This is a genomic window from Methylocella sp., assembly GCF_044226135.1.
Lineage (GTDB): Bacteria > Pseudomonadota > Alphaproteobacteria > Rhizobiales > Beijerinckiaceae > Methylocapsa.
The window spans coordinates 99,817-121,429 of sequence record NZ_JBGAHM010000005.1 but is presented as its reverse complement, the minus strand read 5'-3'; the positions used below and the strand labels follow the sequence as shown (position 1 = coordinate 121,429).

The 21,613-nt window shown below is 70.7% G+C and carries 22 protein-coding genes; 14 read left to right on the top strand and 8 right to left on the bottom strand.

Annotated elements, in window-relative coordinates; translation table 11 throughout:
* Positions 1–18 precede the first annotated feature (18 nt).
* The 5 genes from ACILRB_RS04380 to mntR all read right to left on the bottom strand — a co-directional run bounded on the left by ACILRB_RS04380 (position 19) and on the right by mntR (position 4,148).
* Positions 19–915 carry an efflux RND transporter periplasmic adaptor subunit gene (locus ACILRB_RS04380; RefSeq protein WP_395665078.1) on the bottom strand — a complete coding sequence of 299 codons (897 nt, stop codon included), beginning with the start codon at positions 913–915 and terminating at the stop codon, positions 19–21.
* Positions 912–1,121 (bottom strand): DUF1656 domain-containing protein, encoded by a 210-nt coding sequence (locus tag ACILRB_RS04375; RefSeq protein WP_395665077.1) that lies wholly within the window; start codon positions 1,119–1,121, stop codon positions 912–914. Before ACILRB_RS04375 ends, ACILRB_RS04380 begins: the two co-directional genes overlap by 4 nt.
* The gene (locus ACILRB_RS04370) at positions 1,118–3,196 is read right to left on the bottom strand and encodes an FUSC family protein (RefSeq protein ID WP_395665076.1); all 2,079 of its coding nucleotides are present in this window, start codon (positions 3,194–3,196) and stop codon (positions 1,118–1,120) included. Before ACILRB_RS04370 ends, ACILRB_RS04375 begins: the two co-directional genes overlap by 4 nt.
* 240 nt (positions 3,197–3,436) lie before the next feature.
* The gene (locus tag ACILRB_RS04365; RefSeq protein ID WP_395665075.1) at positions 3,437–3,658 is read right to left on the bottom strand and encodes a hypothetical protein; all 222 of its coding nucleotides are present in this window, start codon (positions 3,656–3,658) and stop codon (positions 3,437–3,439) included.
* A 40-nt stretch (positions 3,659–3,698) separates the two neighbouring features.
* Positions 3,699–4,148 carry a manganese-binding transcriptional regulator MntR gene (gene mntR / locus ACILRB_RS04360; RefSeq protein ID WP_395665074.1) on the bottom strand — a complete coding sequence of 150 codons (450 nt, stop codon included), beginning with the start codon at positions 4,146–4,148 and terminating at the stop codon, positions 3,699–3,701.
* 318 nt (positions 4,149–4,466) lie between these two features.
* On the opposite strand from mntR, the gene ACILRB_RS04355 reads away from it, so the two are divergent.
* The 10 genes from ACILRB_RS04355 to ACILRB_RS04310 all read left to right on the top strand — a co-directional run bounded on the left by ACILRB_RS04355 (position 4,467) and on the right by ACILRB_RS04310 (position 13,451).
* Positions 4,467–6,230, top strand: coding sequence for an acyl-CoA dehydrogenase C-terminal domain-containing protein (locus tag ACILRB_RS04355; RefSeq protein ID WP_395665073.1), 1,764 nt, complete (start codon positions 4,467–4,469; stop codon positions 6,228–6,230).
* 35 nt (positions 6,231–6,265) lie between these two features.
* Complete coding sequence (locus ACILRB_RS04350) at positions 6,266–7,015, top strand: electron transfer flavoprotein subunit beta/FixA family protein (RefSeq protein WP_395665072.1); 750 nt, start codon at positions 6,266–6,268, stop codon at positions 7,013–7,015.
* 29 nt (positions 7,016–7,044) lie between these two features.
* Positions 7,045–7,986 (top strand): electron transfer flavoprotein subunit alpha/FixB family protein, encoded by a 942-nt coding sequence (locus ACILRB_RS04345; RefSeq protein ID WP_395665071.1) that lies wholly within the window; start codon positions 7,045–7,047, stop codon positions 7,984–7,986.
* A gap of 73 nt (positions 7,987–8,059) precedes the next feature.
* Complete coding sequence (locus tag ACILRB_RS04340) at positions 8,060–9,700, top strand: acyl-CoA synthetase (protein WP_395665070.1); 1,641 nt, start codon at positions 8,060–8,062, stop codon at positions 9,698–9,700.
* Between the two features lie 73 nt (positions 9,701–9,773).
* Positions 9,774–10,403, top strand: coding sequence for a TetR/AcrR family transcriptional regulator (locus tag ACILRB_RS04335; protein WP_395665069.1), 630 nt, complete (start codon positions 9,774–9,776; stop codon positions 10,401–10,403).
* 337 nt (positions 10,404–10,740) lie between these two features.
* Positions 10,741–10,974 (top strand): hypothetical protein, encoded by a 234-nt coding sequence (locus ACILRB_RS04330; protein ID WP_395665068.1) that lies wholly within the window; start codon positions 10,741–10,743, stop codon positions 10,972–10,974.
* 139 nt (positions 10,975–11,113) lie between these two features.
* A complete protein-coding gene (locus ACILRB_RS04325) occupies positions 11,114–11,413 on the top strand; it encodes an HdeA/HdeB family chaperone (RefSeq protein WP_395665067.1) in 300 nt (99 codons plus the stop codon).
* Positions 11,414–11,444: 31 nt separating this feature from the next.
* A complete protein-coding gene (locus ACILRB_RS04320) occupies positions 11,445–11,738 on the top strand; it encodes an HdeA/HdeB family chaperone (protein ID WP_395665066.1) in 294 nt (97 codons plus the stop codon).
* A 187-nt stretch (positions 11,739–11,925) separates the two neighbouring features.
* Entirely contained in the window at positions 11,926–13,209 is a 1,284-nt protein-coding gene (locus tag ACILRB_RS04315; protein ID WP_395665065.1) for an AraC family transcriptional regulator ligand-binding domain-containing protein, read from the top strand.
* Positions 13,206–13,451, top strand: coding sequence for a hypothetical protein (locus ACILRB_RS04310; RefSeq protein ID WP_395665064.1), 246 nt, complete (start codon positions 13,206–13,208; stop codon positions 13,449–13,451). Before ACILRB_RS04315 ends, ACILRB_RS04310 begins: the two co-directional genes overlap by 4 nt.
* A gap of 79 nt (positions 13,452–13,530) precedes the next feature.
* Here ACILRB_RS04310 and ACILRB_RS04305 read toward each other — a convergent pair whose 3' ends face one another.
* Complete coding sequence (locus ACILRB_RS04305) at positions 13,531–13,932, bottom strand: GtrA family protein (protein ID WP_395665063.1); 402 nt, start codon at positions 13,930–13,932, stop codon at positions 13,531–13,533.
* 107 nt (positions 13,933–14,039) lie between these two features.
* Here ACILRB_RS04305 and ACILRB_RS04300 point away from each other — a divergent pair, with 107 nt between their 5' ends.
* The 4 genes from ACILRB_RS04300 to ACILRB_RS04285 all read left to right on the top strand — a co-directional run bounded on the left by ACILRB_RS04300 (position 14,040) and on the right by ACILRB_RS04285 (position 17,729).
* Positions 14,040–14,537: a DUF992 domain-containing protein gene (locus ACILRB_RS04300; RefSeq protein WP_395665062.1), complete on the top strand. Its 498-nt coding sequence runs from the start codon at positions 14,040–14,042 to the stop codon at positions 14,535–14,537.
* 104 nt (positions 14,538–14,641) lie between these two features.
* Positions 14,642–15,631: a thioredoxin-disulfide reductase gene (gene trxB, locus ACILRB_RS04295; RefSeq protein ID WP_395665061.1), complete on the top strand. Its 990-nt coding sequence runs from the start codon at positions 14,642–14,644 to the stop codon at positions 15,629–15,631.
* A 105-nt stretch (positions 15,632–15,736) separates the two neighbouring features.
* Positions 15,737–16,099: a ComEA family DNA-binding protein gene (locus tag ACILRB_RS04290; protein ID WP_395665060.1), complete on the top strand. Its 363-nt coding sequence runs from the start codon at positions 15,737–15,739 to the stop codon at positions 16,097–16,099.
* A gap of 130 nt (positions 16,100–16,229) precedes the next feature.
* On the top strand, positions 16,230–17,729 hold the full coding sequence (locus ACILRB_RS04285) for a phosphomannomutase/phosphoglucomutase (RefSeq protein WP_395665059.1): 1,500 nt from the start codon (positions 16,230–16,232) through the stop codon (positions 17,727–17,729).
* Between the two features lie 79 nt (positions 17,730–17,808).
* Here ACILRB_RS04285 and ACILRB_RS04280 read toward each other — a convergent pair whose 3' ends face one another.
* Both ACILRB_RS04280 and dgcA read right to left on the bottom strand, forming a co-directional pair.
* Positions 17,809–20,145 carry a glycosyl hydrolase family 28-related protein gene (locus ACILRB_RS04280; protein WP_395665058.1) on the bottom strand — a complete coding sequence of 779 codons (2,337 nt, stop codon included), beginning with the start codon at positions 20,143–20,145 and terminating at the stop codon, positions 17,809–17,811.
* Between the two features lie 375 nt (positions 20,146–20,520).
* Positions 20,521–21,501, bottom strand: coding sequence for an N-acetyl-D-Glu racemase DgcA (gene dgcA / locus ACILRB_RS04275; RefSeq protein WP_395665057.1), 981 nt, complete (start codon positions 21,499–21,501; stop codon positions 20,521–20,523).
* Positions 21,502–21,613: the final 112 nt, after the last annotated feature.

The following is a 21,613-nucleotide window of genomic DNA, read 5'->3' as shown; positions in this document are numbered from 1 at the left end:
CAGGCCCGAGCGCCGGCCTCAGCGCGGCGGCGCGGCGGCCTTCGCCGGCCCGAGCACCGAGACGGTCGCCGTGCGCCCGACGACGAGCTTGGCGCGGTCGGCGTCCGCGTCGAGCGCGACGCGCACCGGCACGCGCTGGGCGAGCCGCACCCAGGCGAAGGTCGGGTTGACGTTGGCGAGGAGATTGGCGCCGGCCGAACGCTCGCGGTCCTCGACGCCGCCGGCGACGCTTTCGACGCGGCCGGTCAGCACGGCGTCGTCGCCCATCAGCCGCACCTCGACGCGGTCGCCGACATGGATGCGCGCGAGCTTGGTCTCCTCGAAATAGCCTTCGACGCGCAGGCTGTCGGCGTCGATCAGCGCGAACACGCCATGGCCGGCCGCGACATAGGCGCCGGGCAGGAGGCCCATGTTGGCGACATGGCCGTTGACCGGCGCGCGCACGCTGGCGCGTTCGAGATTGAGCTTCGCCAGGTCTCTGTCGGCCGCCGCGCGGTCGAGCGCGGCCTGCGCCGTGAGCTTCGACGCCCGCGCCGCCTCGAGCTTCTGCTGCGTGACGGCGGCGTCGGAGAGCTTGGCGTAGCGGTCATAGTCGGCCGCCGCCTGCTCATAGGACGCCTGCCGCCCGGCGAACTCCGCCTCCGCCTGACGCAGCGCGAGGCCGAAGCGCTCGGGATCGATGCGAAACAGCACGTCGCCGCGCCTGACGCCCTGATTGTCGGAGACGAGCACCTCGGAGACGAGGCCGGAGACGTCGGGCGCGACGGCCACGACGTCGGCGCGGACCCGTCCGTCGCGCGTCCAGGGCGCCTCGACGTAATAGCCCCACAGCGCGACGCCCGCGACGCCGGCCACGGCGACGGCTGCGGCGGTGACCGCGAAACGAAGCAGAAAAGAGCCGACGGCGGCGTTCATGAGGAGACCCTGCGCGCAAGAAAGACCACGGCCGCGAGAATGAGGACGTAAAGCGAGAGATCGAACAGGGGCCGGCGCCACACGAAGCGATAGAAGCCGAGGCGGGCGAGCCCCGCCTTGACGAGCGCGCTCGCGAGAAAGGCGAGCAGCATCCACAGCGCCAGCGCGGGGACGAACACGCCATAGACGTTCAGGTCCTCGCTCACGCCGCGCCCCCTTCGGACACGCGCCAGTCCGGCGCGTCTGGAAACAGCGCGAGGCGCAGGCCGGCGAGGCCAAGGAGCGCCGCGTCCGCGGCCGCGCTCCCGGCGCCGGGCGCGACCGCGTCGAGCGCGGCGTCGATGCGCCCCAGAAGCTCGGGCGGGGCGGCGTCGTCGCGCCCGCGGAAATGACGCGCGACGCCGGCGAGCGCGGCGTTGACGGCCTCGCGCCCCCGCGCCGGAAGCTGGCGGCGCACACGGCGCAGCTCCACGACGTTGATGCCGACGCGCACCTCCTTGAGCAGTTCGCCGGCGCCCGCGACGTCCTCGCGCGGCAGGGCGGCGAGGCGCGGCGCGAGCAGCCCCAGGCGGTCGAGCATGAGGGCCGCAAGTTCGAGCCCGCTCTCGCCGCCGCGCCCCTGCGCCGCCGCGACGAGGCTGCGGCGGTTGACGCGGCGCAGGCGTTCGGCGGAAAAGCCCGCGCCGACCGACCGCACGAGGCTGGTCGCGAAGGCGGCGATCCAGGCGCCGGCGATGAGCGCCACGCTCGACTGGACGAAGTCCGGAAGCTCGGCCCCATAGGCGTTCTGGATGGCGAGCGCGCTCGTCCCCGTCACGCTCGCGCCGGCGCCGATCGCCGCCGTGCGCGGCAAGGCCAGCAGGAGCCCGCTGGCGAGGAGGCCCGGCGCGAGCGCAAGCGCCACCATCTCGAAATTGGTCGCATGGGGCAGAAGTCCGAACAGGACGACGCCCGCGCCGACGACGCCGATGAGCGAGGCGCCGGCGAAGCCGAGGATGGTCGGCGCCGGATCGTCCTGCGCCGCGAACAGGCATGAGGCGACGGCCGCGAACATGGGCGTGGCCGACCCGCCGGGCCAGGCGAGCGCGATCCACACCGCGCAGGAGATCAGGACGGCGACGAGCGAAGCGCGCAACATGGGCGCGCCCAGGCCGACGGCGAACGAGGCGCTGAGGCCCGAGAGCAGCGCCATGCCATGGTCGCGGTGCCGAACGGCGCGCGCCCTCGCCGTATAGGAGAAGGCGAGGCCCGCCGGCGCGTCCGGCGCATGGGCGGCGATCTGGCGCAGCAGCCGGCGCGAATCCTGGCGCAGGTCGATGAAGTTCTGAAGCCGCTGGACGAGCCCCGCCCGCATCAGGTCGCGCCAGTCCGGCGGCGCATGGCCCGGCGCGCCGAACCGCGGCGCGAGCGCGCCGAGCTTGTCGCGCAGGGCGCGCGCATGCGCCTCGGCGGTCGATCCGGACGCCAGCCAGTCCGACATCTCGCTCATGGCCGGGCCGGCGTTCCCGAGCGCGCCGGCGCGCGACAGCGCCTCCGCGCGGTCGGAGATCGAGGCGGCGATGGGCAGGAACATCAGCATGTGCTGGCGCAGCGCGGCGAGCGCCCGGGCGAGGCCGCGCCCGCCCCAGGGCTCATGGCGCAGCGGCGCGGCGAAGGCGTCGAGCGCGATGGCGTCGGCCGCAAGGCGCAGCCGCTCGGCCTCGTCGTCGAGCGGGGTCGGCGCGCGCCGCAGCGCGTCGAGCGCCCAGCGCCGCGCCCGTCCGATCCAGTCCTCGACGCGCGCGACGACCGCCGGGACTGCCGATTGCGGCAGGATCGTGCCCGAGGCCAGCGCCGCGCAGAGCACGCCGACGCCAATTTCTTCGGCGCGGGAGACGGCGACGTCGAAGATCGCGCCGGGCGTGTCGACCGCGGGAAAGCCGATGAGCGCCACGGTGTAGCCGGCGAGCATCGGCGCATAGGCCCGCGCCGACCGGTCGAGCATGGAGAGATAGAGGCAGAGCGCGACCCACAGCCCGATGGCGAGCGAGAGCAGCTCGGGCGCGTTGACGAGCGCCGGCGTCAGCGCCACCGCCGCCGCCGCGCCGACGAGCGTGCCGATGAAGCGGTAGACGGCCTTGGAGCGCGTCGCCCCGGCGAGCGCGCCGCTCGAGATATAGACGGTGGCGAGCGCCCAGTAAGGGCGCTCGAGCCCCGCCCACATCGAGACATAGAGCGCGGCGAGGCCGGCCGCGAGGGTTTTCAGCGCGAAGATCCATTCGCGCGCGCCGGGCAGCGTCATCGCCGCCGTGCGGGCGGGCGCGGGGCGTCGATGCGGGCGGTGTTTGGCCGGAGCATGTCGGTTTCCGCGAAAGCCGGCGGGGCGCTGGCGAGACAGGCGCCGGACGTTACGCCGGTCGGGGCGCGCCGCCAAGAGGCCGCCCGCCGCCTCTTTCCGCGCGCGCCCGGCCGCGTCCCGGGCGTCGGGCGAAGCGGCGAAAAACCCGCCGCCGTCGCCGTCGCGCCGAGAGCGCCGGCCGCCTCAGCGCGCCGGCTGCGGCGCCAGCGACGGCCCGGCGGGAGCGCCCGCCGGCCAGCCATAGGGATGATAGCTCGCGGCGCAACCCGCGAGCGGCGAGGCTGCGCCAAGAACGAGACCGGCGCAGGCGAGCACGGCGCGGGCGGATCTGAAGATGGCGGTCTTCATCGGCGTCTTCTCCTGCAACGTCTCCTGCGCCGTCTCCTGCGCCGTCCGCCCTCCCACAAGCGGGCCCGGTCTGAAGAACCGGCGTCGCCGACGCGCCTCAGCCGTCGGGCTCGCCGAGGAAGGCGCGGAACGCGTCGAGCGTCTCGGGGCTCACGTAATGCTCCATGCCTTCGGCGTCGCGGCGCGCGGTCTGCGGGTTCACGCCGAGACGGATCAGCAGGCGCTCGACGAGCGCATGGCGCAGCCGGCTTCGGGTGGCGAGGGCCTCGCCCTTCGGCGTCAGGAAGGCGCCGCGATAGGGCTCGCGCCTGATGTAGCCGTCGTGCTGCAGGCGAACGAGCATTTTCGCGACGGTCGGCTGCGCCACGCCGAGGCGGGCGGCGATGTCGACCTGCCGCGCCTCGCCGACGCCGGCGACGAGATCGGCGATGAGTTCGACATAATCCTCGACGAGCTCGCTGCGCCGTGCGCGCCGCGCCTGCCTGAACCCCGCCGCATGCGCCGTTTCTTCGGGCAGGGGCGAGGGGCGCCCCCCCTCAGCCTTCATGGCCTCTCCCAACGCTCGCCCAAAGTCCGGGACGCCGGCTCAGTCCTCAACATATTCAATCCATAAAATATGGGACGCGACTTTGCAAAGCGCCGGTGGCGCGGACGCCGCCCCCGTCTGCGACCAGAGAACTAGACGCAAGCCATTGACCGTGCTTGCGCACTACGTTATCAAACAGTCGCTTGGTTAAAACAAACGACCGCCCGAGCGGCGTCGCCCTTCGACGGACCGGCGCTGCGCCTGGCCGCGCCCCGCCGCGGGACGAAAGTCGGGCGGGACCAGAATCGGCGAACGAAGCCAACATCGGAAGGAACGCCCATGGCCGCCTATGCGCCGCCCGTCGCGGACATGACCTATCTCATCGACGAGATTTTTGCGGCCGAGGCGGCATGGGCCGCGCTGCCCGCCTTCAGCGGCGTCGACGCCGCGCTCGCCCGGCAGATTCTCGAGGAGGCCGGCAAATTCTGCGCCGAGGTCGCGCGCCCGCTCAACGCCTCGGGCGACGCGGAAGGCTGCCGGCTCGAGAACGGCGCCGTCACCACCCCCAAAGGCTTTCCCGAGGCCTACGCGGCCTTCGTCGCGGCCGGCTGGCCGGGCCTTTCGGCCTCGCCCGACCATGGCGGGCAGGGCCTGCCGCGCAGCCTGCAGATCCTCGTCGACGAGATGCTGTCGGCCGCCAATCTCTCCTTCGGCCTGTTCGGCGGCCTGACCCGCGGCGCGGCCGAGGCGCTCGAGCGCCATGGCTCCGACGCGCTCAAGGCGGCCTATCTGCCAAAACTCGTCGAGGGCGTCTGGACCGGCGCCATGGACCTGACCGAAGCCCAGGCCGGCAGCGACCTCGGCCTGCTCAAGACCCGCGCCGAGCCGCAGCCCGACGGCTCCTACAAGATCACCGGAAGCAAGATCTTCATCTCGTCGGGCGACCATGACCTCGCCGAGAACGTCGTGCATCTGGTGCTCGCGCGGGCGCCCGACGCGCCCGCCGGGGTCAAGGGACTGAGCCTGTTCCTCGCGCCGAAATTCCTGCCAAAGCCCGACGGATCGCTCGGGGCCCGCAACGCGGTGCATGTCGGCGCGCTCGAGCGCAAGATGGGCATTCACGCCCAGCCGACCTGCGTCATGAACTATGACGGCGCGACGGGATGGCTCGTCGGCGAGCCCAATCGCGGCCTCGCCGCCATGTTCACCATGATGAACGCCGAGCGGCTGTTCGTCGGCGTGCAGGGCCTTGGCCTCGCCGACGCCTCCTATCAGACGGCCTCCCTCTACGCCAGGGAGCGCCTGCAGGGCCGCGGCCCGGACGGCGCCGGCCCCTCGCCGATCATCGCGCATCCCGACGTGCGCAAGATGCTGCTCGAAATGGCCGCCTTCGTCGAGGCCGGGCGCGCGCTCGCGCTGTGGACCGCGCTCGAGATGGACCGGGAGACCGCCGACCCCGACCCCGCGGCGCGCGAGGCGGCGGGCGAGCTCGTCGCGCTGATGACTCCGGTGGTCAAGGCGGCCTTCACCGATTTCGGCTTCCGCGCGACGACGCTCGGCCAGCAGGTGCTCGGCGGCCACGGCTATATCCGCGAATGGGGCCAGGAGCAGTTCGTGCGCGACGCGCGCATCGCCCAGATCTATGAGGGCACGAACGGGATCCAGGCCGCCGACCTCGTCGGCCGCAAGCTGCCGCAGGCGGGCGGGCGCCCGATCCGCCGCTTTGTCGCGCTGGTCGAGGCGAGCTGCGCTTCGGCCGAGGCGCAGCCGGGGGCGGAAGGCTTCGTGCGGGACCTGCGCGAGGCGCTGGCGATCCTCGCCAAGCCGACGGCGCGCTTTTCGGCCGGCGCGAGCCCGGCCGAGACCGGCGCCGCGGCGACCGACTATCTGCGCCTGCTCGCCCTCGTCGCCTTCGGCTGGATGTGGCTGCGCATGGCGGCCCATGCGCTGGCGCAGGGCGAGGCCGCCTCGCCGCACGCGCGGCGCAAGCTCGCGCTCGCGCGCTTCTATTTCGCGCGCATGCTGCCCGAGGCCCTGGGGCTCGGACGCATGATCGAGGCCGGCGCGCCCTCGATCGTCGCGCTCGACGCCGAAGCCTTCTGACCGCGCCCCCTTTAATTTCCTGAGGTTCACGCCCGATGAAGATCCTCGTCCCCGTCAAACGCGTCGTCGACTACAATGTGAAGGTCCGGGTCCGGCCGGACGGCTCCGGCGTCGAGCTCGCCAACGTCAAGATGTCGATGAATCCCTTCGACGAGATCGCCGTCGAGGCCGCGCTGCGGCTCAAGGAGGCGGGCCAGGCGCGCGAGATCGTCGCCGTCTCGATCGGCCCGGCGAAAGCGCAGGAGACGCTGCGCGCCGCGCTCGCCGGCGGCGCCGACCGCGCCATTCTGGTCGAGCATGACGGCCCGGTCGAGCCGCTCGCCGTCGCCAAGCTGCTGCGCGCCGTCGCCGCGGCCGAGGCGCCGGGCCTCGTCATTCTCGGCAAGCAGGCGATCGACGACGATTGCGGCCAGACCGGCCAGATGCTCGCCGCCCTGCTCGGCTGGCCGCAGGCGACCTTCGCCGCCAGAATCACGCTCGCCGGCGAAACGGCCGAGGTCGAGCGCGAGATCGACGGCGGCACGCAGACCCTCGCCCTGACGCTGCCGGCGGTGGTCACGACCGACCTGCGCCTCAACGAGCCGCGCTATCCCTCCCTGCCGAACATCATGAAGGCCAAGAAGAAGCCGCTCGACGTCACGACCCCGGCGCAGCTCGGCGTCGACGCGACGCCGCGCCTCGAAGTGCTCAAGGTGCGCGAGCCCGCTCCGCGCAAGCCGGGCGTGAAGCTCGCCTCGATCGCGGAGCTTGTCGAGAAGCTCAAGACCGAAGCCGCCGTCCTCTAGGTCCCGCGCCGCCGTCAGGAGAAACTTGCATGACGACCCTTCTTCTCGCCGACCATGACGACGCCGCCCTCAACGAGGCGACCGCCCGCGCGCTCGCCGGCGCGCGCGCGCTCGGCGGCGAGGTTCATGTCCTCGTCTGCGGCGCGGCCTGCCGCCCGGCCGCGGAGGCCGCGGCCAGGCTCTCGGGCGCGGCCAAAATCCTGCTCGCCGAAGACCCCGCGCTGGCGCATCGCCTGTCGGAGCCGGTCGCCGCGCTGATCCTTGCGCTCGCGCCCGCCTATGACGCCATCGTCGCGCCGGCGACGAGCCTCGGCAAGAGCGCGCTGCCGCGCGTCGCCGCGCTGCTCGACGTGGCGCAGGTCTCCGAAGCGACGAAGATCCTCGCGCCCGACATGTTCGAGCGCCCGATCTACGCCGGCGCGGCGATCGAGGTGGTGCGCTCGGCCGAGCCGAAGCTCGTCGCCACGCTGCGCGCCTCGGCCTTCGCGCCCGCGCCCGAAGCCGCCGCGCCGGCGCCGATCGAGACGGTCGAGGCTGCGCCCGGAACGTTCCGCGCGCGCTTTCTGGGCGAGACGCTGTCGAAAAGCGAGCGCCCCGAACTCGGCGCGGCCCGCGTCGTCGTCTCGGGCGGCCGCGCGCTCGGCTCGCAGGAGAGCTTCGACGAAATCATCCTGCCGCTCGCCGACGCGCTCGGCGCCGCGGTCGGCGCGAGCCGGGCCGCGGTCGACGCGGGCTATGCGCCAAACGACCTTCAGGTCGGCCAGACCGGCAAGATCGTCGCGCCCGAGCTTTATGTCGCCGTCGGCATTTCGGGCGCGATCCAGCATCTTGCCGGCATGAAGGACTCGAAGGTCATCGTCGCGATCAACAAGGACGAGGAGGCGCCGATTTTCCAGGCGGCCGACTACGGCCTCGTCGGCGATCTGTTCGACCTCGCCCCGCAGCTCACGAAGGCGCTTGACCGCCCCTGAGCCCGCGCGCCGCCGGCCGCGGCGCAGCCGATAAGACCATAAGACCAAAAGCGATTTTTCAGGGAGAACCGCCGTGGAGGCCTGCGCCAATCCGTTCGAGACGCATCTCGACAAGAACGCCGCCAATTATGTGCCGCTGTCGCCCCTGAGCTTTCTCGAACGCACGGCCGGCGTCGCGCCGGAGCGCCCGAGCGTCGTTTATGAGGACCGGCGGTTCACATGGGGCGAGACGGCCGCGCGCTGCCGGCGCTTCGCCTCGGCGCTGGCCCGGCTCGGCGTCGGCTGCGGCGACGCGGTCTCGGTCATGCTGCCGAACGTGCCGGCGATGTATGAGGCCCATTTCGCGGCGCCCATGACGGGCGCCGTCCTCAACACGCTCAACACGCGGCTCGACGCCGAAAGCCTCGCCTTCATGCTGTCGCACGCCGGCGCGAAGGTCGTGCTCGTCGACCCCGAATTCGCCGACGTGATGGAGAAGGCGCTCGCGCTCGTCGATGGCCCCGCGCCCTATGTGATCGACGTCGACGACGCCGCCGCGCCGCGCCGGCGCCTGATCGGCGCGATCGAATATGAGACCTTCATCGAAGGCGGCGACCCGGCCTTCGCGATCCGCCCGCCCGACGACGAATGGAGCGCGATCGCGCTCAACTACACCTCCGGCACCACCGGCGACCCCAAGGGCGTCGTCTACCATCATCGCGGCGCCTATCTCGCCTCGGTCAGCAACATCCTCGCCTGGGGCCTGCCGCAGCGCGCCGTCTATCTGTGGACGCTGCCGATGTTCCATTGCAACGGCTGGTGCTTCCCCTGGGCCATGGCGGCGGTCGGCGGCCTCAACGTGTGCCTGCGCAAGGTCGACCCGGCGAAGATCTTCGAGCTGATCCGCGCCCATCGCGTCACCCACATGTGCGGCGCGCCGATCGTCTACAATTTGCTCGTGGCGAACGCCGAGGCCGCCGGCGGGCCGGTGCGCGTCGAAGGGCTGGTCGCCGGCGCGCCGCCGCCGAAGGCGGTCATCGCCGGCGCCGAGCGGCTCGGCCTGGCGCTGACCCATGTCTATGGCCTGACCGAAACCTTTGGGCCGGCCTCGATCTGCGCGCAGAAGCCCGAATGGGCGCAGCTCTCGACCGAGGAGCGCGCCCATCTCAATCGCCGCCAGGGCGTCGCCTATCCGCTGCAGCAGGAGATGGCCGTGCTCGACCCGACGACGCTCGAGCCCGCGCCGGCCGACGGCGAGACGATCGGCGAGATCATGTTCCGCGGCAACATCGCCATGAAGGGCTATCTGAAGAATCCCGAGGCGACGCGGCGCGCCTTCGAGGGCGGCTATTTGCGCACCGGCGACCTCGCCGCGCGCGACCCCGACGGCTATGTGGTGATCAAGGACCGCTCCAAGGACGTGATCATCTCGGGCGGCGAGAACATCTCCTCGGTCGAGGTCGAGGACGCGCTGTGCCAGCATCCGAGCGTGATGATGGCGGCCGTCGTCGCGACGCCCGACCCGAAATGGGGCGAGGTCCCCTGCGCCTTCATCGAGCTGCGCCCGGGCGCGGCCGCGACCGAAGCCGAGATCGTCGCCTTCTGCCGCCAGCATCTCGCGGCCTTCAAGATCCCGAGGAAGGTGGTGTTCTGCGCCATTCCCAAGACGGCCACGGGCAAGATGCAGAAATACCTCCTGCGCCAGCAGGCCCGCTCGGCCGACGCCATCTATTGACGCGACGCCGCCAAGGCCCTTTGCTGCGCAAGGAACCTCGCGGACGGCGCGGGACAGGCGCTGGAGAAGGTTCATGACCAAGGCGACGGCGGAGACCAGGCCGTCCCGCTCGGCGACCATGCGCGCCCTTCTGAAGAAGCGGCGCGGCGACCGGCGGCTCGACATCGTCGAGGCCGCCGCGGCCCTGTTCGCCGAACGCGGCTATCAGGGCGCCTCGATGCGCGACATCGCCGACCAGGTGGGGCTGCTCAGCGGGTCGCTCTATCATCATTTCAAGTCGAAGGACGCGCTGTTCCTCGAAATCCACGAGCTCGCCCTCCAGGGGGCGGCCGATCTGATCGAGGAGGCGGTGGCCGGCCGCGAAGACCCGTGGGACCGCCTCGAAGCCGCCTGCGCGCAGCTTATCGAGATCCAGCTCGACCCCCATTCCGTGACGACGCCGCTGATGAACGACCTGCGCGCCGTGCCGCCCGACGTGCGGGCGCGGCTCGTCGAGCGGCGCGACGAATTCGAGACCGTCTTCACCCGGCTCGTCGACGCCCTGCCGCTCGACGGGCGGCTCGACCGCAGTCTCTACCGCGTCCTTCTGCTCAACCTCATCAACACGGCGAGCGTCTGGTACAGGCCGGGGCGCCTGTCGCCGACCGACATCGGCCGGCAGATCATGCTGATTTTCAGGCGCGAGGCGCGCGCCGCGCCCTAGATCCGCGTCAGGCCCACGGCCGCCGCGCACCCCCCTGTTGCCGGAAACACACAGCGGCCCGGCGTCTTCGCGCCTGCGCCGCGATGAGCGCGGGCTGTCAGATTCAAGGTGAAAACTGTCAAGTTCGCCCGCTCCGTTTGGATTATGCGCAGAGTCAGGCCGCCACGGTTGGGCGAACCGCCTCCCGGCGCCGCCGGACGCGGGGCGCGCATAGCCCTTCTACAACTGGACCGGCGTCTATGTCGGCCTCGTCGGCGCCGCCGCCGGATCGGGCGGGCGCACGTCGAGCGCCGGCTCTTGCGCGCCAGACCCAGTTTACGCCAGGAGAGTAAGACCGATGCCCGCCAAAAGCCTGTCGATCGCCGCAGCCCTGCTGTTTTCCGCCATGCTCGGCGCGGCCTCCGCGCAAGCCGCCACCCTGGCCGAAGAGCAGGCCGCCTGCGAGGGCGACGCCTTCGAATATTGTTCCGCGTATATTCCAAACCGCGACGAGATCCGCGGCTGCCTGTTTGAATATCGCAACGAGATCAGCCCCGCCTGCCGCGCGCTCGTCGCGCCGCGGGACCGCTGACCCGGCCGCGCTTTCGCAAGGGGACGCGACCCCTTGAGGCGTCAGGCCGCCGCCAACCGGGACATGCGTCGCGATTCGCCGTTTCAGGCGACGCCTGTTCCAGAAGACCGCCCGTTTCAAGAAACGCCAGGGAAAGACAATGAGCAAACTCGCCATCGCGCTCGGCCTCGCCGGCGCGTTCGTCTGCGCGTCGGCGCAGGCGCAGGTCATGATCGACATGCGCCTCGTCACCTGCAAGGACTTCCTCGCCATGACGCCCGCCGACGCGGCGCTGGCCAGCGGCTGGCTCAGCGGCTGGTTCAACCAGAAGACCGGCTCGACCACCGTCGATCTCGAGGCCTTCGCGCGCAACGTCCAAAACGTCACGAAGTGGTGCGCCTCCTATCCGCAGGAAACCCTGATGGACGGCCTGCAGCGCGCCACCGCCACCAAGCAATAAGGCCCGCCGCGCCGAATCCGGAGAAGCTCCCATGAAAATCAAGATCGCCGCCGCCGTCGCGATGATGACGCTCGGCGCGGCTTCCGCCGCCCGGGCGCAGGTGATGGTCGACATGTCGCTCATCACCTGCAAGCAGCTCGTCGAATCGCCCGAAGAGCGCATGCCCTTCATCACGGCCTGGATGGCGGGCTATTTCGGCGCCAAGGAGAACCGCTCGACGATCGACCTGCGGTATCTCGCCCGCAACATCAAGGTCGCGACCGAATATTGCCGCTCGCATGGGTCCGAGACCGTGATGCAGGCCGTCGAGAAGACCGCCAAGTAAGCCGGACGGCGGCGTTTGCCGCGCCGCGCGGGGCGCATGGACAAAGGCGGCGGCCGTGTTTCGGCCGCCGCCTTTCGCGTTTTTCGCGCGGCGGTCCGCGGCGGCCGGAATCGACTTGACAGATCAGGACGCCAGACGACAGATTGAGCCTTGCTTCTTCTCGCCGTCTGTTCATTTCCCCCGCGCCATGTCCAGTCTTTCGCATGAAGTCGACGTCCCGGAGGCCAACGGGCAGGCGCCTGTCATTCCGATCTATCGCGCGGGCCTCGGACGCCTGCTGCCGCCCGGCCATGTGCGGATCGCGGTGGCCGGCGCCGTGCCGGATCTGATGCGCCAGTTCGGCCTGCCGCTCGACGACATCTTGCGCAAGGCGGCGTTGCCCTGCGACGTGTTCGACCACCCGGACAACGCCATCCCCTTCGACTCGCTCGGCGACATCCTTTCGTTCGGCGTCCGGTCCACGGGACGCGAGGATTTCGGCCTGCTCATCGGCGAACGCGCCGGCGCGTCGTCCCTCGGGTTGAGCGGTTTTCTGCTGCAACAGGCGGTAGACGTGCGCACCGCGCTCGGCGACCTCGTGCGCTATCTGCATCACCATGACCGGGGCGCCTCTCCCTTTGTCGAAGTAGACGGGGTCGACGCATTTCTCGGCTATTCGATCTCCCATTACGACGGCCCCGGGCGCCCCTTCATCTATGACGGCGCGCTGGCCATCGGGCGCAACATCATGGCGGGCCTGTGCGGGCCGCAGTTTTCCTTCGTCGACGTGTCGCTGTCGCGGCCGAAGCCGTCCAGTCCCGCCCGCTACGCCCAGTTCTTCGGCGCGCCCGTCAAATTCGACGCGGAACGGAGCGCGCTTCGCTTCCGCGCCTCCTGGCTCGACCACAAGCTTCCGAAGACGGACGCGCTGCTGCGCCACATGCTGCAGGAGCAGCTCGACCTGCTCGAGGCCGAGGAGGCCGGCAATGCGACCGAGCAGGTGCGGCGCCTGCTGCGCGCGGCGCTGATCAAGCGTCCCATGGCCCATGAGGACGTGTGCGCGCTGCTGAACGTCGGGCGCCGCACCCTGACCCGGCGGCTGGCGGCGGAAGGCGTCACCTTTCAGGAAATCCACAACGAGATCCTGTTCGAGATCGCCCGCCGCATGCTGGCCCAGCCCGCCCGCCGATCACCGAGATCGCCCTCGCGCTGCATGTGGAGTCGGAGCCTTCGCCCGCGCCTTCCGGCAATGGGCGGGCATGTCGCCGCGCGCCTGGCGCATGAGCCGGCGCCTGCCCGCAGGGATCTGACGCGGGCGCCGCCTCCCGCGCCCGGCGAAAACGCCCGCGCCGCGCCACATGCCGGGCTCGCCAATTGCCGGGCTCGCCATAAAGCTTTCTTTAACGACGTCGTGAACCGAAGCGGGGACGTCCACGTTATGGAGAGGGTTGTCCGGGCGAAGTCCGGCCCAGAGCTGGAGTTGGGGGGATGAAGCAGTTCGCCATAGCGGCGGGGGTCGCCGCGCTGTTCGCCGGATCCGCGGCGGCCGCTCTCGCGCAGGTGCGCACTGTCGGGCCGGCGCGGCCGATCCTCGCCACGGGCCCGCTCGTCAACGTTCCGCCCCTGCTTCAGGCCCAGCCGATCGAATATCGCTCGGCCGCGCCCGCGGCCGCGGACCCTGCGCCGGCCGCGGCGCCTGGCGGCGCCCCGCCCGAGGCGCGTCAGGCGCCATGACCGCCCCCGGGGCCGCGCGGCATGGGGCGCTTCGCCGGGCGGCCGCCCGCCCGCGTGGACGCCTTGCCGCGCGGACGCCTTACGACCCAGCGGCGCGGGGCGGCTCCCGAAACGTCCACAGCCGATGGGCCGCGAAGGTCCAGATCGTGACGATCCCGCTTGCGACCATCTGCGCCGGGATATAGGGCGCGCCGAGCCCATCGACGAACAGCCGCATCAGCGCATAAGTGAGGCCCGCCGCGCCGAGCGCGACGAGGCCGAAGCGCAGGCCGGCGCTGCGATGCGAGCGCGTCGAGCTGAAAGTGCGGCGGCGGTTCTCGCCATAGGACAGGACCGCCCCCGCGAGCGCGCCGGCGAGCGCGGCCGGCGGCGCGGCGACCCCGAACATTTCGACGAGACAGATCAGCACGGCGTAATGCAGCGCCGTCGCCGCCACGCCGACGCCGAGGAAGGCGGAGAACTGGCGCGCCAGCCCCTTCATGCTTATAGATCGCCTCGCTTCATTCCCGCGCGCGCCTGCGCCGCGAAAGGGAGGCGACCTTCGGCCGGACGCGCGCGAAGGTCAACGCCGATCGTTCAGGAGTCGTCATGGCCAAGTTTCTTTCCTTCAACCGCGCCGCCTTCGCCGGCGCCTGCCTGCTCGGCGTCCTCGCCGGCGGCGGCGGGGCGCAGGCCGCCTGGACCCAGGCCGGCGTCCTGACCTGCAACGTCTCGGCGGGCTTCGGCTTCGTGCTGACCTCGAGCCGCGCCCTGTCCTGCGTCTTCAAGCCGCGGCGCGGCCCGGTCGAACATTATGTCGGCACGATCCGCCGCTTCGGCCTCGACATCGGCTTCACCACCGGCGGCACCTTCGCCTGGGCCGCCCTTTCGGCCGGCCGCAACGTGCCGCCCTACGCGCTCGCCGGCGAATTCGTCGGCGCCGGCGGCAACGCGGCCTTTGGCGGCGGCCTCTCGGCCAATGCGCTGGTCGGCGTCAACAACCGCTCGATCAGCCTGCAGCCGCTCGCCGTCGGCGTCGAGACCGGCGTGAACCTCTCAGCCGGCGTCGGCGCGCTGCGGCTCGAGCCCGTCGCCAATCCGCGCTGACGCGCCCCCGCCACGGGCGCGGCGCAAAGGTTGCCCCCGCCTTGCGCCGCGCCTAAATTCGGCGGGCGGCCCGTTCCGTCCGCGAGACCCTTGAGACCCGCCCGATGACGTCCTCCGCGCCCGCCCCCTCGACCGGCCATCCCCGCCTCATCATTCTGGGGTCGGGGCCCGCCGGCTACACCGCCGCCATCTATGCGGCGCGGGCCATGCTCGAACCCGTGCTGATCGCGGGCTTCGAAGCCGGCGGCCAGCTCATGATCACGACCGACGTCGAGAATTACCCGGGCTTCGCCGAGCCGGTCCAGGGCCCCTGGCTCATGGAGCAGATGCGGCTTCAGGCCGAGAAGGTCGGAACCCACATGATTTCCGACCATGTCACGCAGGTCGATCTCTCGCGCCGCCCGTTCCGCCTGTTTGGCGACAGCGGGCAGGCCTACGCCTGCGACGCGCTGATCGTCGCCACGGGCGCCAGGGCCAAATGGCTCGGCCTTCCCTCCGAGGCGGCGTTCAAGGGCTATGGCGTCTCGGCCTGCGCCACCTGCGACGGATTCTTCTATCGCGGCCGGGACGTGATCGTCGTCGGCGGCGGCAATTCCGCGGTCGAGGAGGCGCTTTATCTCAGCCATCTCGCCGCCCGCGTGACGGTCGTGCACCGGCGCGACGCCTTCCGGGCCGAGCGCATCCTGCAGGAGCGCCTTTTCGCCCGCCCCAATGTCGAGGTGATCTGGAATCACGCCGTCGAGGAGATCCACGGGACGCAGGAGCCGCCCGGCGTGACCCATGTCACGCTGAAGGACGTGACGAGCGGCGCGCTGCGCCAGGTGGACGCGCATGGGCTGTTCGTGGCGATCGGCCACCAGCCGGCCTCCGACCTGTTCAGGGGCCAGCTCGAGCTCAAGCCCAACTTCTATGTCAGGACCGCGCCGGATTCGACCGCGACCAACGTGCCGGGCGTGTTCGCCGCCGGCGACGTGACCGACGACATCTATCGCCAGGCGGTGACGGCGGCGGGCATGGGCTGCATGGCCGCGCTCGAGGCCGAGCGTTTCCTTGCGGCGCTCGAACATCACCCGCAGACCGCGCAGATCGCCTGACCCGTCGCGCAGGATCATATTTCGCGTGAACGCCGGCCGGGGCGTTGTGGCCGGCGCCCGAACTGTCATTCTGGCGCCCGCGCCGTCCTGCGCCGGAGCCTCGCCATGACCCAGATTCGCGCCCTTCCCTTCGCGCTCGCCCTCTCCTGCGCGCTGGCCCTGCCCCTTGCCGGCGCGCTCGCGCCCGCCGCCGCGCAGACGGCCGCGCCCTCCGCCGCGCCCGCGCCGGGCGCCAAGCCCGCCCCCGCGGCGAAGCCCGCCGCGCCGCACGCCAGAACCGAGCTCATCGACATCAATTCGGCGAGCGACGCCGAGCTGCGCGCCCTGCCGGGCGTGGGCCTCGCGCGCGCCGGCGACATCATCAAGAACCGGCCCTACAAGGGCAAGGACGAGCTCGTGCAGAAGAAGATTCTGCCCGGCGCGGTCTATGACAAGATCAAGGACCAGATCATCGCCAGGCAGAAATAGGCCGGCTTCGCGCCCTGGCGGGCGGGCCGGCGCGGCGCGCGCCATTCATTCGTCGCCAAACTTGTGCTAAGCGCGGCTCAAGCTCACCGCGCCGGGCGTCTTTGCGCGTCCGCAACCCTGGAAGGCGTCCATGTTCCCGAAGCCCCAGCCGCAGCTCTTTCCGAACACGCTCGCCTATGAAACGACGCCGATGGTGAAGCCCACGGGCTTCCGCGAATATGACGCGCGCTGGCTGTTCGAGAAGGAAATCAACCTCATGGGCGTGCAGGCGCTGGGCCTCGGGCTTGGCGCCTTCCTGCATGAGGCCGGCGTGAAGCCCGAGATCGTCACCGGCCACGACTTTCGCGGCTATTCGGCCTCGATCAAGATCGCGCTGATCTCGGGCCTGATGGCCGCCGGCGTCAAGGTGCACGACATCGGCCTCGCGCTCTCGCCGATGGCCTATTTCGCGCAATTCGCGCTCGACGCGCCGGCGGTCGCGATGGTCACCGCCTCGCACAACGACAATGGCTGGACCGGCGTCAAGATGGGCGCGCAACGCCCCGTCACCTTCGGCCCCGACGAAATGAGCCGGCTGAAGGAGATCGTGCTCGCCGGCGCCTATCGTTTCGCCGAGGGCGGCTCCTACCGCTATGTCGAGAATTTCCCCGCCGTCTACGCCGCCGACCTGACCAACCGGCCGAAGCTCAGGCGCAAGCTCAAGGTGGTGGCGGCCTGCGGCAACGGCACCGCCGGCGCCTTCGCGCCGCAGATCCTCGAAGCGCTCGGCTGCGAAGTGATTCCGCTCGACACGAAGCTCGACTTCACCTTCCCGCGCTACAATCCGAACCCCGAAGACCTCGAAATGCTGCACGCCATGGCCGACAAGGTGCGCGAGACGGGCGCCGACGTCGGGCTTGGCTTTGACGGCGACGGCGACCGCTGCGGCGTCGTCGACAATCATGGCGAGGAGATCTTCGCCGACAAGATCGGCGTCATGCTGGCGCGCGACCTCTCGGCGCTCTATCCCAATTCGACCTTCGTCGTCGACGTGAAGTCGACCGGCCTGTTCGCCGCCGATCCCGAGCTGCAGGCGCGCGGCGCGAAGGCGGACTACTGGAAGACCGGGCATTCCTACATCAAGCGCCGCGTTTCGGACCTTGGCGCGCTCGCGGGCTTCGAGAAATCCGGCCATTTCTTCTTCAACGCGCCGGTCGGGCGCGGCTATGACGACGGGCTTCTGACGGCGATCCATGTGCTCGACATGCTCGACCGCAATCCCGACAAGTCGATGGCCGATCTTTACGCGGCGCTGCCCAAGACCTGGGGCTCGCCGACGATGTCGCCGCATTGCGACGACGAGAAGAAATATGGCGTCGCCGACAAGGTGCTGGCGCGGCTCTCCGCCCTGCACGCCGGAGGCGCGTCCTTCGCCGGCCAGAAGATCAAGAGCCTCGTCACCGTCAACGGCGTGCGCGTGACGGTCGAGGACGGCACCTGGGGGCTGGTGCGCGCCTCCTCGAACAAGCCCGAGCTCGTGGTCGTGGTCGAAAGCCCCGTCTCCGAGGCGCGCATGCGCGAGATGTTCGCCGCGATCGACGGGGTGTTGCGCGAGAATCCGGAAGTGGGCGCCTACAACCAGACGATCTGACGATTTTTGCCGGCCGGGCCTGTCCGCCCGGCCGGCGACGCTCCGGGGGCGGGGCCGCGCCCGCCCCCTTTTCGCGGGGCTAGTCCTTGCCGACGACCGTGCCCTTGGACTTGCCGACGGCCGGGACGATCGCGAGGTCGCTCAGGAAGGTCGAGACGGAGCCGGCCGAAGCGCTCGTCACGGCGTTCCAGATCGTCGTGTCGACCGAGCCGGTGTTGAGGCGGTAGGCGACCGGGCAATTGACGCAGACGTCGCCCTGAAACACCATGCCGCGCATCGCGCTCGGCGAGCCTCCGAGAAACGGCCCGCCGCCCGCGTTCTGGTAGACGGTCATGTGGTTGAAGCCCTCTTCGGAAAACAGCGCCAGCGTGCCCTTGCGTGCGACGATCTGGTTGGCGCGCGCCTCGATCGCGTAAAGGCTTCGCCCCCAGAAGTCGTTCTCCGAGATCATCACGAAATTGACCGTGACATAGGACGGGAACAGCCCCTTCGTGTTGCGCAGCGCGTTGTTGTTGATCTCGATGTTGAGCGCCACGTTGAATTCGCGCGGCGCGCCGCTCGGCGCCTTCTGCGCCGGATACAGATAAATCCCGCCATTGTCGACAAGCTGGTTGGCGACCACCGACACGTTGAGATGGGCGCCGTGATACATGGCCACGCCGAACGGATTGCCGGACATGGTGTTGTTGCGGATGATCGCGTTTTCGAGCGACGGCACGGCGACCGAGAAGCGGTCGCCCGCCGCGGGCGCGACGTCGAAGGGCGATTCGAGCGTGAAAGCGTCTCCGTCACAGGAAAGGACGCGCCTGTGCTGGCCGGCGCCGGCGCCGCTGACGACGAAGAGCCGCGCGCCCGGATAGACGCGCCAGCCGCAGCCCGGGCATTTGGGCCGCGCCAGAAGCTGCGCGCCCGAGACCGAGGCGATGGTCCCCGCCTCCTCGCGCGGCGAAGGGCCGCCGCCCTCGCTCAGGATGGTTTCGCCGTCATTGTTGTTCCACAGGATGGTCCCGTCGGAGGTCGAGAAGGCGTTGTTCTGGATGACGAGATTGGCGACGAAATTGGTCGAGAGCTGGCGGCCCATGACGCGCGAGACCTTCTCGCCCATCGCGACCGGACGCGGCGGATAGGGAAAGGGCCATGACCAGCTCGCCTGGCCCGGACCGGCGACGATGACGTCGGAGGCGCTGCGCACGAAACGGTTGTTTTCGACGAGCGCGCCCGTCACGTCCTTGAAGGAGATCTGGTCGGTGGTCCAGCTGATCGTGTTGTTCCGCAGGACCACATTGGTGACCGAGGCGAACCTGAACGGCCCGATCCCGCCGGTGCGCTGCGCCGGATCGCCGGTCAGATAATTGACCCTTTGCCTGAAGGTGGAGTTCAGGATGGCGATGCGGTCGCCCTTGAGGGAGATCGGGCCGCCCGTGCCAAGATCCCAGACCACGCGCTGGATGATGAACTTTCCGAAGGGCTGGTCGTAGCTTGAAAGATTGCTCGTCGCTCCGCTCGCGTCCTGATTCTGGAGCGTGAGGTCGACGAAGCCCGTCAGCGCGGAGCCCGGCTCGATGATGAAGCCCGGCCGCGTCGCCCGGTAGACGATTTTCGACGACGCCGCAGTGTAGCCTCGCAGCACCACGCCCGGCTTGAGGTCGATGCTGGCCGAGCCGATGTCATAGACGCCCGGCGGCAGATAGACGACGCCGCCGTAGGCCGCCGCGAGGTTGATCGCGTTCTGGATCGCCGCCGCGTCATTGGCCTTGCCGTCGCCCTTCGCCCTGACCGACAGGGCGACGTCGGTCTTGACGTTGAAGACATGATGGTCGGCCTTCTTCGCCCCCGCGGCGCCGGCCTTGTAGCCCGGCCCGTCGGCGGCCGTGGCCGCGAAATCGAAGGCCCAGGGCAGGCCGACGGCGAAAGGGTCCGGGCCGCGGTCGCGCCCGAGCAGCGTCGCGGCGCTCGGGGCGCTCCAGACATAGCCGTTGAACACCTTGACCCGGTAGCTGCGGCCGGCGACGACGCCCGCCGGCGGCGTGACAAAGAGCGCATAGGGACTCGAGCCCGAGGTCGTCACGACCCCCTTGAGCTCGGCCCCGCTCGCCGCGTCGACGAACACGGCGGCCGGCGCGAGCGGGCCGATGTAGAGATTGCGGCCGAACACGCGCAGCCGCGTCCCCGGCGCGGCGTCGGGCATGTCGAAATGATGCGCCTCCGGCGCGTTGAGGCGCGCGGGGGCGCTCGTCGCGCCGCCGTTCGCGACCGTGACCTCGTAGACGTCGAGGACGAGCGATCTCGGGACCTGCGTCACCGCCGTGCCGTCCTCCGCGCTCTTGACAGCGAGTTCGACGGTCTTTTGCGCGCGCAGCGCCTTGAGGAAGATGCGCGGCGCCGCGCCAAACCCCGATCCGTGCAGGCTGAACACGTCTCCGGGCTTCGCCGTGAACGGACGGACGGCGATGAAGGGCGCGGCCGTCGCCGGCGCGCAGGCCGCGCCAAGCAGGCTTGCGGCGAAGAAGACGCCTAACGCAGCGAACCGGCGCGGACCCCGCGAATTCGCGCGTAAACCGCAAACAATTTTGAGATAAATCCAAAACATTCCGCCGGCTCTCCAGTCTCCGCCGGCGGCTCCGCTGCGTCATATCGTCGAGATGACGCAGCGTAACGCCGGCTTTGACATGAAGAGTGCTGGAAAGACGTTGCGTCGCCCTCGCCGAAACGGGGCGTTATTAGCGGATAGGATTTAGTCAACTTGCGCGGCGGCGTGACGCAAGGCGTCGGGCGCGCAGGCCCGCGCCGCTCAGCCCCAGAGCGCGGGCGGGGCCGGCAGGATCTGCGAACCCTCGTAGACGAGCCCCTCGGGGCGGTCGCGCGCCAGCAGCAGCGGCCCGTCGAGGTCGACATAGCGGGCCTCCCCCGCGACGAGCAGCGCCGGGGCCATGGCCAGCGAGGAGGCGACCATGCAGCCGACGAAAAGATCGAAGCCGAGCGCGCGCGCGTCCCTCGCGCAGGCCAGCATCTCGGTCAGGCCGCCGGTCTTGTCGAGCTTGAGGTTGACCGCGTCATAGCGCTCGCGCAGCGCCGCGAGGCCCGCCCGCGCATGGACGCTTTCATCGGCGCAGACGGGCACGGGCCGTGCGATCCGGGCGAGCGCCTCGTCGCGCCCGGCCGGCAGCGGCTGCTCGACGAGCGCCACGCCGGCCCGCGCGCAGGCCTCGAGCCGGCGCTCGAGGTCGTGCGGCGCCCAGGCTTCGTTGGCGTCGACGATCAGCGTCGCCGCGGGCGCCGCCGCGCGCACGGCCGCAAGCCGCGCTTCGTCGCCTTCGCCGGCGAGCTTGACCTTGAGCAGGGGGCGCGCCGCAGCCCTTCGCGCCGCCGTGGCCATGTCTTCAGGCGTCCCGACCGACAGGGTGAAGGCGGTCGAGACCGCGCGCGGGGCCGGCAGGCCGGCGATCTCATGGACGCGCCGCCCGCTGCGTTTGGCCTCGAAATCCCACAGGGCGCAGTCGAGCGCGTTGCGCGCGGCGCCTGGCGCGAGCAGCGCCTGCAGCGCGTCGCGGCCGGCCCCGGCCTCGAGCGCCGCCCGCGCCGTCTCGACGTCGGCCAGCGCGCGTTCGACGCTCTCGCCATAGCGCGCATAGGGGACGCATTCGCCGCGTCCGCGCGCGCCCTCGCCTTCGAGCGTCGCGACGATCACGACGGCTTCGGTCTTGACCCCGCGCGAGATGGCGAAAGTGCCGGCGATGGGAAAGCGTTCGACGGCGACGGAGAGTTTCGGCATCGGCTTCGATTAGACCGCCCGCCGCGCCCGTTCAACCGCGCCGCCGCGCCGAAATGCGACGGCGGGCCGGAAAATTCCGCATCCTTATGTGCGGAAAATTTGGCCTCGCTCG